Below are 12,848 nucleotides of genomic sequence, written 5' to 3'. Positions count from 1 at the left end.
TAAATTTTAAAACCTAAAATTTATGGTAAGCTCCGAAGGTTAAGGCTTGCCTTCTAGCTACATTATTACCCGAGAAGGCACCACCAATGCCAATATTTACACCTAGTTTGTTAGTTATTTCGCCAACAAACTTTAAACTATACGCGGCATATTCTTGGTTATTTACATAAAGTCCTGTCAATAGGTTAGAGGGAGGTAGTACAACATCTCCATTTTCAAAGGATTTCACAACATCTATTAGGCCAATTACTAATATGCGTTTTATGGGGCGTATACCTATTTCTCCTCCAATTTTGAAACTACTACTATAATCGTTAGTGCGGAATGCTACACCAGTAAAAGCTTGGGCATAAAACCATTTAAAACTTCGCCCAGCGTTTAATGTAGGGGTGAATGACCATGCATCAATACCGGTGCGTATTCCAGATTCATTTTCAAATGAACCGCTGTTAGCTTCAAGGTTTAATTGACCAGAAATCACCCATTTTTTATTATAAAATTGCCTTTTAATACCCACTACTATATTACCTAAACTTGTATTTGATGAGGCTATAGTTACAGGAGTTGTTGTACTGACCAAGTTGCCTGTCTCTATAAATTTTAAGGGTATATTTAGAATTAAAGTTGTTTTATTATTTAGGCCATATTCACCGTAAAGCTGAAGTGTGTTGTCAGTTATTTCACGCTCTGTTTCGTAATTAGGATTTCCATAAATACTGCTATAATTACCAATAGTTGAAAAGGATAATTGGGTATAGGCTTCTCCTGTTTTTTGGGTCCAAGCGCCTTGGGCGAATGCATTAATGGAGACAGAAAGGACCAATAGTATTAGAACGTTTTTCATAATTGCAGTTTTAAAACTTAGTGGCCCTTATTTAAACTACCTTACAGCGGGTTTAACAAATATTAGGACTTTAGTTCTATGAAATACTTTATTTTTATCCTTTTAAATGACTAGTTTCAATTCCATACAAAATAAGTTAGAAGGGTTTATTAGAAAATTTTATACTAATGAATTACTTAAGGGGTCTATATTGTTTTTCGCAATTGGCTTTCTTTATTTTTTATTGACACTTTTTATTGAACATATCCTTTGGTTAAATACAGGGTTGAGAACTGTGTTGTTTTGGATGTTCATAACTGTTGAAATTGGTTTATTAGTAAAGTTTATCCTGATACCCTTATTTAAATTGCTTAAGCTTAAAAAGGGAATTGACTATGAAATAGCGTCCAAAATAATTGGACGTCATTTTCCCGAAGTAAGTGATAAGTTATTGAATGTACTGCAACTTCATAATACAGGAATGCATTCAGATTTGTTGCTTGCTAGTATTGAGCAGAAGTCTGCTGAACTTAAACCAGTACCTTTTAAGTTGGCTATTAATTTCAAAAAGAATTTGAAATATTTGAAATACGCTGCCATACCTGTTGCTATTTTGTTCCTTACTTTTTTAACAGGACATATGGATTGGTTTAGTACGAGTTACAAGCGTGTAATAGATTATAACACAGCTTATGAACCGCCGGCACCTTTTCATTTTTATGTAGTTAATGAAAGCTTAAATGGAATAGAAAATGAAAATTTTAGATTAATTGTAAAAACTACGGGAAAGGTAATACCTGAGTACGTAGAAATAAGCTATAATAATGAGACTTATTTCCTGCAGGAAAAAGGAGTTGGTGAATTTGAGTATGTATTTGTGCAACCTAAGGAAGATATAAATTTTCAACTGTCTGCTAATGATGTAAACTCCAAGCCGTATGTAATCAGCATTATTAGGACACCTTCATTACTGAATTTTGAAATGAGTTTAGATTACCCAAAGCATACAAGAAAAAGGGATGAGGTTTTTAAAAGTACTGGAAACGCTATGGTTCCTGAAGGAACAAAAATTACATGGCTATTAAATACAAAAGCAACAGATGAGGTCAGTATGTATGCTCAGGATACACTTAGCTTTGTGCCTAAGGGTAGTGGTAGGTTTGAGACAGCAAGGGAGGTTTTTAATGACTTGAATTATACATTGAGTACGAGTAATGCACAAATAAAGAATTATGAAAACCTTGGGTTTAATATAGACGTAATAAAGGATGAATTCCCAGACATAGCTCTTAAAGTAGAAAAGGATAGTTTGGATTTGGAGTCGCTTTATTTCTTTGGTCAGATTAGTGATGATTATGGTTTTACAAAACTGCAGTTAGTGTATTACCCAGCAGATGATGTAGAAAGCAAAGAATTGGTTGTTATACCTATTGGAAATTCTAACGTTGAAGAGTTTGTAAGTGCTTTTCCTAGTGCGTATCAAATAACACCAGGTGTTTCTTATAAAATATATTTTCAAGTACTTGATAATGATATAGTTAACAGTTATAAGTCTGCGAAAAGTAGCGTCATTACATTTAGAAAAAGAACTAAGGATGAGGAGGCTCTAAGGACATTAAAGGAGCAAAAAGAAGGTGTTAAGGATTTGGATAAGTCATTGCAAAAAATTAATGAGCAAGATAAGCGGTTAGAAGCCATAACTAAAACACAAAAGGAAAAATCAACTTTAAATTTTAATGATAAAAAGAAATTGGATGCATTCTTAGAGCGACAAAAGCAGCAAGATCAAATGATGAAAAATTTCAATAAGAAATTTAAAGAAAATCTGAAGAAGTTCGATGAAGATTCCGAAGAAATTGATGAGTTCAGGAAAGATTTAGAAAAACGTTTGGATGATAATGAAGAACAATTGGAGAAGAATGAAAAGCTTTTGGAAGAAATAGAAAAGCTTCAAGAAAAAATTAGTAAAGAGGAGTTAACTCAAAAATTGGATGAATTAGCCAAGCAAAATAAGAATAAAAAGCGAAGTTTAGAACAACTCTTAGAGTTAACAAAACGGTTTTATGTAGAAAAGAAACTGGAAAAATTAAAAGATGATTTAAGGCAGTTAGCTAATGAGCAAGAAGAATTGTCTAAAAAAACTGAAGAAGAGAATACTGAAGAAAAACAGGAAGAACTTAATAAGGCGTTTGAGGATTATAAAAAGGAACTTGATGAGTTAGAACAGGAGAGTAAAGACTTAAAGAAGCCAATAGATATCCCACGAGATAAGTTGGACGAAGGGGAAGTTGAGAAAGAACAGGAAAAGGCTTTAGAGGCATTAGAAAGAGAGAAAGAGGAAAATGATAATGAAGAAGATGAAGGAGCGCCTAAGCCACAAAGTGAACAGTTAAAGAAAGCAAAAAGTAGTCAAAAAAAGGCGGCTCAAAAAATGAAGGAGATGAGTCAGAAAATGGAAAGTGCCATGCAATCGGGAGGTGGTGAACAGATGCAAGAGGACTCGGATATGTTGAGACAAATATTAGATAATCTTGTTTTGTTTTCTTTAGATCAGGAGGATTTAATGAATCAATTTAAGGCTATTGAAGTAAATCATAATAGGTTTGCAAATTATTTAAAAAGGCAAAACAGTTTAAGAGAGCATTTTGAACATATAGATGATAGTTTATTCGCATTGTCATTGCGTCAACCTAAATTGTCCGAAGATATAAATACGGAAATTGCTGAGGTCTACTATAACATCGATAGGTCTTTAGATTTGTTTGCGGAAAACCAATTATATCAGGGAGTATCTAGTCAACAATTTGCCGTGACGGGAGCTAACAATTTAGCAGATTTTTTAAGTGATATATTAGACAATATGCAAGAGAGTATGAGTATGTCATCGGGTAGTGGAGGAGAAGGTGAAATGCAGTTACCTGATATTATTATGGGACAGAAGGAATTGAACGAGATGATGGAGAAGGGAATGAAAAAAGGAAAACAAGGAGAACCAAACGATGGGGAAGGTGAAGAGAAAGGTGAAGGAAAAAAACCTGGTAATGAAGGTGAAAAAGGAGAGGGAAAAAATGGTGGACAAGGAAAGGAAGGAGGGCAATCTGGAAGAGATGGGACTGAAGACAATGAAGGGCAGGAAGAGTTACTATATCAAATTTATCAGCAACAAGAAAAATTAAGGCAAGCATTAAAAGACCGTTTAGGCAAGAATGGTAATGGTCGCTATGAAAAGGCGGTTCTTAAGCGCATGGAAAGTATAGAATCCGATTTATTGAATAGAGGATTTACACAAGAAACACTTCAAAAAATGATGGCTTTAGAGCATCAATTGCTTAAGCTAGAAAACGCATCCTTAGAACAAGGAAAAGAAAATAAACGTAAGGCGGAAACTAATACTACTATTTATAGTGGTAATGGAGTTAATCAAGTACCTAAGGCTAGGGAATATTTTAAATCTACGGAAATATTAAACAGACAAGCACTACCTTTGCAGCCTGTTTATAAAAGAAAAGTTCAAGAATATTTTAAGGAAAGCAATGATTAGTTTTAATTACGAAACGGAATTCAGATTATTAGCTGAGGAAAGAATTAGCAATTGGGTAACAAGGTGTATTGAGGAGGAACATCATAATATTGAAGAAATAAATTATGTGTTTTGTGACGATGATTATTTGCTTAAGTTAAATGTGGAATTTTTGAATCACGATACGTTAACGGATATTATAAGTTTTGATTATTCAGTTGGGAAGTTAATACAAGGAGATATTTTTATTTCAGTTGAAAGGGTTGCGGATAATGCTAAGGACTATAATGTTGAATTTAACACGGAACTGAATCGGGTAATTATTCATGGAGTTTTACATTATTGTGGCTATAAGGATAAGACTGAAGAGGAAGCAAAGGTTATGCGTGAGAAGGAGAATTACTACCTTAATGAGCTTCGTGTAGATTAAAGATTTCAGCGTATATTTGCAGACTTAAATTTACATGGTGTTCCACGTGGAACATCAAATTAGTAATTGGTAATTATGTTTAACGAAGTTTATGATGTCATAGTAGTTGGTGCCGGGCATGCTGGTAGTGAGGCTGCGGCTGCGGCTGCAAACATGGGAAGTAAGACCCTCCTGGTAACTATGAACTTACAAAATATTGCTCAAATGTCTTGCAACCCGGCTATGGGCGGCATTGCCAAAGGGCAAATTGTTCGGGAGATTGATGCTTTAGGTGGGTATAGCGGTATTGTTTCAGACACCTCGGCTATTCAGTTTAAAATGTTAAATAAGTCTAAGGGGCCAGCTATGTGGAGTCCTCGGGTGCAAAGTGATCGAATGCGTTTTGCAGAGGATTGGAGAATGTTATTAGAAGGCACTGCTAATCTTGACTTTTACCAAGAAATGGTCTCTGGGTTACTTGTAGAAGGAGGTAAAGTTGTAGGTGTTCGAACTTCGCTTGGTATTCAAATAAAAGGAAAATCTGTGGTCTTAACTAATGGAACCTTCTTAAATGGTTTAATCCATATTGGAGACAAAAATTTTGGTGGAGGTAGAGCAGGTGAACGTGCTGCAACGGGCATTACGGAACAGCTTGTGGATTTAGGATTTGATTCTGGTAGAATGAAAACAGGAACTCCGCCGAGAGTAGACGGCAGAAGTTTGGATTTTTCAAAAATGTCTGAACAACCTGGTGATGAGAATCCAGAAAAATTTTCTTATTTAAAAGCTACTCGGCCATTAACAAAACAACGAGCATGTCATATGACTTATACAAGTTTAGAAGTGCATGATTTGCTTCGGGAAGGGTTTGATCGTTCTCCAATGTTTAATGGTAGAATTAAAAGTTTAGGGCCGCGTTATTGTCCTTCTATCGAAGATAAAATTAACAGGTTTGCTGATAAGGATCGTCATCAGTTGTTTATAGAGCCAGAAGGGTGGAATACCTGTGAGGTTTATGTAAATGGGTTTTCAACTTCATTACCAGAGGATGTTCAATTTAAGGCTTTGCGTTCTGTTGTTGGTTTTGAAAATGTTAAATTCTTTAGACCGGGCTATGCTATAGAATATGACTACTTTCCGCCAACACAATTAAAACATACTTTAGAAACTAAGATTGTGCAAGGTTTGTATTTTGCAGGTCAGATTAATGGAACAACCGGTTATGAGGAAGCGGCCTCACAAGGTTTAATGGCAGGCATAAATGCAAGTTTAAAGGTGAATGAAAAGGATGCGTTTACCTTAAAACGTGATGAGGCTTACATAGGTGTGTTAATTGATGATTTAATAACAAAGGGTACTGAGGAGCCTTATCGAATGTTTACTTCTAGGGCGGAATATAGAACTTTATTGCGTCAAGATAATGCTGATTTAAGATTAACGCCTAAAGGATTTGAATTAGGTTTAGCCTCTGAAAATAGATTGAGACGTATGGAGGAGAAGCACCAAGCAGCTAAAAATTTTGTAAGCTTTTTTGAAACAACTAGTGTTAAACCTGAAGAGATAAATCCAATTTTGGAAAGCAAGAAATCAGCCAAAGTGAATCAGTCGGGTAAGTTGTTTAAAGTTTTTGCAAGACCTAATATTGACATGGCGGATATCAGAAAAGTGGAGAGCGTAGAGAGTTATATTCAAGATCATAATCTGGATAGGGAAATTATTGAGCAAGCAGAAATTCAAGTAAAATATGCGGGATATATTGCTAAAGAAAAAAACAATGCCGATAAACTAACACGTTTAGAATACGTTAAAATCCCAGAGGGCTTTGATTATTCTCAGATAAAATCTATGAGTTTTGAAGCGCGTGAAAAACTAAAAAACATTCAACCTACAACAGTATCTCAGGCGTCTCGTATTAGTGGTGTTTCTCCTAATGATATTTCTGTGTTGTTGGTTTATATGGGTCGATAATATTAAAAAAAACAGTTTGCGTTCCACGTGGAACACTTTATAATTTCCTTTTATCACTCCTTACTTGTTACGTTTTAAATGAAAAATAAATCTATTTTTTTAAGTGTAAAAGATCATTCTGTTTCAGGAGAGGTGTTTGAATTAATTGAAAACAAAGATTATGGTTTTTTAGAAACAGCACCTCAACCAGCTTTAGATGAATTGCCCAAGTACTACGAAAGCGAGGATTATATTTCACATACGGATTCTAAAAGAAATATCTTTGAAAAGGTATATCACTTGGTACGTGTGTTTTCTTTAAAAAAGAAACTGAATTTAATTAATTCGTTTAAATCGGAAGAAAAGCGTTTACTAGATATAGGATGTGGAACAGGAGATTTTTTGAAATATGCTCAGGAAAATGGCTGGAGTGTTTCGGGTATTGAACCTAATAGTGAGGCCAGGAAAATTGCAAACAAGAAAACGAATAAAGCTGTTTTGAACGCCAATGAACTTTTAAGTTTTGAAAAAAACAGTTTTGATATTATTACCCTTTGGCATGTTCTAGAGCATTTACCAGATTTAGAAGATCAGATAAGTCACTTTAATACGTTACTAAAACCAAATGGAAAATTGGTAATTGCAGTACCAAACTATAAAAGTTATGATGCGAAACATTATAAAGCATATTGGGCGGCTTATGATGTTCCTCGACACTTGTGGCATTTTAATAGAGATTCTATTTCGAAATTAGTTAAAAGACAATCCTTTTGTGTAGAAAAAGTTAAGCCTATGTGGTTTGATGCATTTTATGTAAGTCTGCTTTCTGAAAAGTACCGTTCCGGAACTATGAATTTAATTAAAGGGTTTTGGATTGGTTTATTGTCTAATATTAAAGCTATAAGCTCAAAAGAAGCTTCATCACTTATTTATGTCATTGGGAAAAGGTAATTCTTGTTTATAGGCGCCTTATTTTTATTAAAAGTCCTAACAATATATAAATACCTGGCTGTTTTTTGAAAACGCCTTAAAATGGCTTATATGAAGTGTTTTTTGATAGTTATTACTAATCACAAACCATTGGTGTTATAAATTATTGTTATATGTTAAAAAGAGGCCAATGCACGGTTTGATTTTGATTGACTTTGTTACATTTGTTCGGATTTAAAAATAAACCAATGAAAAATATGTTTTTGATGGCTGCAATAGCCATTTCTGTTTTCTCTTGTCAAAATCAAAAAATTGGTTTTGTGGATAACGGAACGATAATTAATGATTATCAAGAAAAAAAAGATGTAGAGGCTAAGTTTCAAATAAAAGAAGAAGCTTTTAGAAAAAGAGCCGATAGTATTAGTCAAGCTTTTCAATTAGAAGCTCAAACAACCCAAGCTGAAGCGCAAAAAATAGCTCCTAGTAACAGAAAGAAGGCTGAAGAGTTAATGGGAGGTTTGCAGCAAAAACAACAAATCCTACAACAACAAATTCAGTTTGAGCAACAACAATTGACACAAGAATTTCAGGCTCAAATAGATTCTTTAATTGTTAAGGTAAAAGATTACGTTAAGGATTATGGAAAAACGAATGGCTATACCTACATTTTGGGAACAAGTGATGCTGCAGCTTCTGTTATGTATGGTGCTGATGAAAATGATTTAACGCAGACGGTATTAGAAGCGCTCAATGCGTCATATGACGAATAGATAAATAATATATTTAAATGATAAGGCCAGCTAAAAAGCTGGCTTTATCATTTAACATTACAATAAGATAGCCTTTGAGCTGTTTTAGTATCTTCATAGTTTGTAATTTAATATGAAGATAAGAACCTTTTTAAACCAGTCTTTTGACTTTTTAAGTAGCGCAAAAAATAAGTGGCGTTATATATCAATTTCTACAGGTTTTGTATTGGTTTTTCTTCTTTTATTTCAACCCTATGGACTTTCAGAAGAAGTTAGTAGTCCGGTTAATCCTATTATTAACATTATACTCTTCTTTGCTTCAATAGTTCTAAATACTTTCGTAACACTATCTGTAACACAATTTTATGGAAGAAAATTATTACAATTTGAAAATGTAACATACCAAAGATATATGCTTTGGTTTTTTATAGAAACACTTGCTTTAACACTTGTAAATTTTGCGCTTTCTTTTATAATTCCCGATTTAGGTAATGATTTTGAAGAAGAACTCAATTTTGGGTTTCAGCTAAAAGTCTATTTTAAAACCATGGTCGTTTTGCTTTTTCCCTTTATGGCTACAATAGCCTTTATATTGATTAAGAATCTTAATGATGAAATCCTCGAACTAGGGGACCAGTTAAAAAATTATCAAAGTACATTTAGGGACAAACAAAAATCAGAACTCCTAGAGATTAAAGACGAAAATGATAACATTGATTTTTCTCTTGCTTTAATCAATTTTCTCTACGTTGAAGCTAGTAATCAATACATCCTAATTCATTACCTTAAGGATGGATGTGTTAAGAAGCATATTACTAGAAACAGAATGAAAAGTTTTTTAAATCAAACCCAAAACCTTCCTATTACTCAATGCCATCGGTCTTATGCGGTAAACTTGTTAAACGTTAACCATAAGGCAAAAATAAAAGGTAAAGACTACTTAGTTAACGCCACCATTGACGCTTTAAAAGTGCCCATATCTAAATCGTATTTACACATTATAAATACAGAGGTCCTCCCTAGAACGTAAACCAACCACTTGTTTCACTCCATAAACGAGTATTTCACTCCAAAGCTTCGTTATTACGGGATTAGCTGTAAATATTAAAATTTTCTTTACGTTTTATTTTTTTCATGCAACCTTTTAGAATTTGGGTTGTCAATAAGATATCATCAATCAAAAACGAACAAATCAAAATGAAGAACATTGTATTAGGATTATCCCTATTAATGGGGATAATTTCATCCGCCCAATCCACACATAGCATAAGGGGCACGGTTAAAGATTTTAATAACGGAGAAACCTTACTGGGCGCCACTGTTTTTTTAAAGGGCACAACCATTGGAACCATTACAAATGCTTACGGCTTTTATTCGCTAACAGCAGCCGAAGGCACCTATACTTTAGTTGTATCCTATATGGGATACAAGGAATTGACTAGGGAAATTACACTTAACAAAGATCAACTTATCAATGTTGAAATAGAAGAATCATCAGAGCAATTAGAAGAAGTTGTTATTGTGGCTGAAGAATCTGAGCAGGTTAGTATTAAGAGTCCCGAAACAGGAGTTTCTAAATTAAAAGCTGGTACCATTAAGCAAATGCCTGCTGTTCTTGGTGAGGTTGATGTTATTAAATCTATTCAAATGCTTCCAGGGGTTACCAATGGAGGTGAAGGCACTGGTGGTTTTAATGTAAGAGGGGGTGCTGTAGATCAGAATTTGGTTTTATTAGACGAGGCTATTATCTATAATACGTCCCACTTTTTTGGATTCTTTTCTGTTTTTAATACAGATGCCATTAAAGATGTGAAGTTATATAAAGGTGATATACCCGCAAAGTTTGGAGGTCGAATATCGTCTGTGCTAGATGTTCATCAGAAAGATGGAAATAGTAAACATTTTGCAGCTACAGGTGGCATAGGTACAATAACAAGTAGATTGGCTCTAGAAGGACCACTATTTAGCGATAAGGGATCTTTCTTAGTGGCTGGTAGAACATCTTACGCGCATCTATTTATGAAAGGTATTGAAGATCTAAAAGATGATAAAATTTCTTTTTATGATTTAAACCTAAAAACCAATTATAATTTAAATGCCAATAATAGAATATTTCTGTCAGGCTATTTTGGAAGAGATGTATTTGATTTGGACAATATTGTTAAAAACCAATATGGAAACGCCTCAGGAAACTTAAGATGGAATCATGTTTTTAACGACAAATTGTTTTCTAATTTATCATTAATCTATAGCAAGTATGACTATCAAATTGAACTTGAATTCGCGGAATTGGATTGGATTGCCGATATTAAAAACTACAACCTAAAGTATGATTTTGGGTATTACCTTAACGACAAAATAAGAATAGATTTTGGAGCTAGTGGGATACTATACGGTTTGAATCCTGGTGAGGTTAAACCAACATCTGAAACCTCTCCAATAAACTATTTAAAGCTAGAACAGAAACGAGCTTTTGAAAGTGGTTTATATGTAAGTGCAGAACATCAACTAACAAATAGACTTACCGCTCAATATGGATTACGCTATAGCAGATTTAATAGACTAGGAGGACAGTTTGTTACGGACTATGTAAATAATCAACCGGTGATTTATAATAGTGAGCTCGATATTTATGAGGAAGGTGATGCTTCTGGAGAAACATACTATAGTAAAAATGAAAGTATAGCAACCTTCAACAATCTTGAACCAAGATTAGGCCTGGCCTATCAGTTAAACGAATCCTCATCAATTAAGGCCAGCTATACTAAGTCTTCGCAATACATGCATTTGCTTTCTAATACCTCGGCAGTTACTCCTGTCGATGTCTGGACTCCTAGTGGGAAATACATAAAACCACAATTGTCAAATCAATACGCATTAGGATATTATAAAAATTTTAAAAACAATATGTTTTCCATGGAATTGGAAACCTATTATAAATCTATTGATAACCGAATTGACTATGTAGATGGTTCAGATCTTATAGGAACAAATACCATTGAAACCGAAATACTAAATGGCGAAGCTAGAGCTTATGGAGTCGAGTTATTACTAAGAAAAAACAAAGGGAAATTTACTGGATGGTTTGCATACACGCTATCTAAGTCTGAACAAAGGACCCTTGGAGGCAATGCCGGTGGCCCGGGAATTAATGGCGGAAAGTGGTACAATACGCCTTATGACAGAACGCATGACTTTTCTTTAACAGGGTCATACAAATTAGATGATAAGTGGCGCTTTAGTTCCAATTTGGTATATCAAACAGGCAGACCTATTACCAATCCAGATGGACAATATCAATATGAAGGCCTATCTATTGGAAGTTATTCTGACAGGAATGAAAGCCGACTTCCTGCCTATCATAGACTCGATGTTTCTGCCATACTTACACCAAAGAACAAACACAATAGGCGTTGGACAGGGGAGTGGGTATTTGGTATTTATAACGTGTATAATAGAAAAAATGCCGCTTCAATTTCCTTTAGCCAAAACCAAGATACCGGTAATAACGAAGCCACCAGAATTGCCATTTTTGGCATTATTCCATCAGTAACCTACAACTTTAAATTTTAATATCATGAAACTATATATAAAATCATTTTTCGTATTAATAGTATTGAGCATAACATCATGTGAAGATGTTATAGAAGTGTCAGTTCCAAGTGCGGAGCCAAGATTAGTTATAGAAGCCTCGTTAGATTGGAAAAAGGGAACTCTAGGCAATGAACAAACAATTCAATTAAGTACCTCAACGCCTTATTTTGATACGGAAAAACTTGATCCTTTATCCGGCGCAAGCGTAAAAGTAAAGAATACATCCACTGGAGTTGAGTATGTTTTTATAGACCAAAAAGATGGATCTTATAACATTTCAAATTTCGAGCCTGTTATTAATAACACCTACACTTTAGAAATTATTTATAGTAATGAAACCTATTCTGCTACCGAAACTTTACGTGCCGTGTCACCTATTAAGGCGGTTGAACAAACCCTTGAAGGAGGCTTTTATGATGATGTTTTGGATGTTTATATTTTTTGGGATGACCCTGTAGATGAAGAGAATTATTATATGATACGATTTATAGAAGAAGGGGATTTGCTACCTATTTTGGAAGATTTCCCAGATGAGTTTGTAAACGGAAACCAGCTTGATGCGTTTTTTGAAAAGGATAGAGATAGTGACGACCCAGAAGCTGAGTTTAACCCAGGAGATGTTGTAGATATATCATTATATGGAATTTCTAAAGAATATTTTAATTACGTAAGGCTTTTAATAGAGCAGTATTATAGTGGAGGCGATCCATTTAGCGCTATTCCTGTGAAGCTCAAGGGTAATTGTGTTAATATAGATAATCCTGAGAATTATGCTCATGGTTATTTCAGACTGTCAGAATTCGATACGGTAAATTACACGTTTGTTGAGCAGGAATGATTTATAATATGCCCAGTTAAAATTAATTTTTAGCTGGG

9 protein-coding genes are annotated in these 12,848 nt (G+C 34.2%); 8 read left to right on the top strand and 1 reads right to left on the bottom strand.

The window, feature by feature from the left end:
• Positions 1-13: 13 nt before the first annotated feature.
• On the bottom strand, positions 14-844 hold the full coding sequence (locus tag IE051_RS14920; protein WP_189362083.1) for a transporter: 831 nt from the start codon (positions 842-844) through the stop codon (positions 14-16).
• 106 nt (positions 845-950) lie between these two features.
• Between IE051_RS14920 and IE051_RS14915 the strand changes: the two genes are divergently transcribed.
• The 8 genes from IE051_RS14915 (at position 951) to IE051_RS14880 (ending at position 12,810) form a co-directional block, all read left to right on the top strand.
• A complete protein-coding gene (locus IE051_RS14915; RefSeq protein ID WP_189362081.1) occupies positions 951-4,364 on the top strand; it encodes a DUF4175 family protein in 3,414 nt (1,137 codons plus the stop codon).
• Entirely contained in the window at positions 4,357-4,773 is a 417-nt protein-coding gene (ybeY, locus tag IE051_RS14910) for an rRNA maturation RNase YbeY (protein WP_189362078.1), read from the top strand. Before IE051_RS14915 ends, ybeY begins: the two co-directional genes overlap by 8 nt.
• A 75-nt stretch (positions 4,774-4,848) precedes the next feature.
• Positions 4,849-6,720, top strand: coding sequence for a tRNA uridine-5-carboxymethylaminomethyl(34) synthesis enzyme MnmG (mnmG, locus tag IE051_RS14905; RefSeq protein WP_189362076.1), 1,872 nt, complete (start codon positions 4,849-4,851; stop codon positions 6,718-6,720).
• A 78-nt stretch (positions 6,721-6,798) separates the two neighbouring features.
• Positions 6,799-7,650, top strand: a complete 852-nt coding sequence (locus tag IE051_RS14900) for a class I SAM-dependent methyltransferase (RefSeq protein WP_189362074.1) — start codon at positions 6,799-6,801, stop codon at positions 7,648-7,650.
• A 227-nt stretch (positions 7,651-7,877) separates the two neighbouring features.
• A complete protein-coding gene (locus tag IE051_RS14895) occupies positions 7,878-8,399 on the top strand; it encodes an OmpH/Skp family outer membrane protein (protein ID WP_189362072.1) in 522 nt (173 codons plus the stop codon).
• Positions 8,400-8,511: 112 nt separating this feature from the next.
• Positions 8,512-9,408 (top strand): LytTR family DNA-binding domain-containing protein, encoded by an 897-nt coding sequence (locus IE051_RS14890; protein ID WP_189362070.1) that lies wholly within the window; start codon positions 8,512-8,514, stop codon positions 9,406-9,408.
• A gap of 167 nt (positions 9,409-9,575) precedes the next feature.
• Positions 9,576-11,951, top strand: a complete 2,376-nt coding sequence (locus IE051_RS14885; RefSeq protein WP_189362068.1) for a TonB-dependent receptor — start codon at positions 9,576-9,578, stop codon at positions 11,949-11,951.
• A gap of 4 nt (positions 11,952-11,955) precedes the next feature.
• Positions 11,956-12,810, top strand: a complete 855-nt coding sequence (locus IE051_RS14880; RefSeq protein ID WP_189362066.1) for a DUF4249 domain-containing protein — start codon at positions 11,956-11,958, stop codon at positions 12,808-12,810.
• Positions 12,811-12,848 lie beyond the last annotated feature (38 nt).

Source organism: Algibacter mikhailovii (genome assembly GCF_014651495.1).
In the GTDB taxonomy this organism is placed as follows: Bacteria; Bacteroidota; Bacteroidia; order Flavobacteriales; family Flavobacteriaceae; genus Algibacter_E; species Algibacter_E mikhailovii.
This window is presented reverse-complemented; position numbering and strand designations above follow the sequence as displayed.

Coding starts and splice junctions, on each gene's coding strand:
- IE051_RS14920 (WP_189362083.1), bottom strand. CDS start 844: ATGAAAAACGTTCTAATACTATTGGTCCTTTCTGTCTCCATTAATGCA.
- IE051_RS14915 (WP_189362081.1), top strand. CDS start 951: ATGACTAGTTTCAATTCCATACAAAATAAGTTAGAAGGGTTTATTAGA.
- ybeY (WP_189362078.1), top strand. CDS start 4,357: ATGATTAGTTTTAATTACGAAACGGAATTCAGATTATTAGCTGAGGAA.
- mnmG (WP_189362076.1), top strand. CDS start 4,849: ATGTTTAACGAAGTTTATGATGTCATAGTAGTTGGTGCCGGGCATGCT.
- IE051_RS14900 (WP_189362074.1), top strand. CDS start 6,799: ATGAAAAATAAATCTATTTTTTTAAGTGTAAAAGATCATTCTGTTTCA.
- IE051_RS14895 (WP_189362072.1), top strand. CDS start 7,878: ATGAAAAATATGTTTTTGATGGCTGCAATAGCCATTTCTGTTTTCTCT.
- IE051_RS14890 (WP_189362070.1), top strand. CDS start 8,512: ATGAAGATAAGAACCTTTTTAAACCAGTCTTTTGACTTTTTAAGTAGC.
- IE051_RS14885 (WP_189362068.1), top strand. CDS start 9,576: ATGAAGAACATTGTATTAGGATTATCCCTATTAATGGGGATAATTTCA.
- IE051_RS14880 (WP_189362066.1), top strand. CDS start 11,956: ATGAAACTATATATAAAATCATTTTTCGTATTAATAGTATTGAGCATA.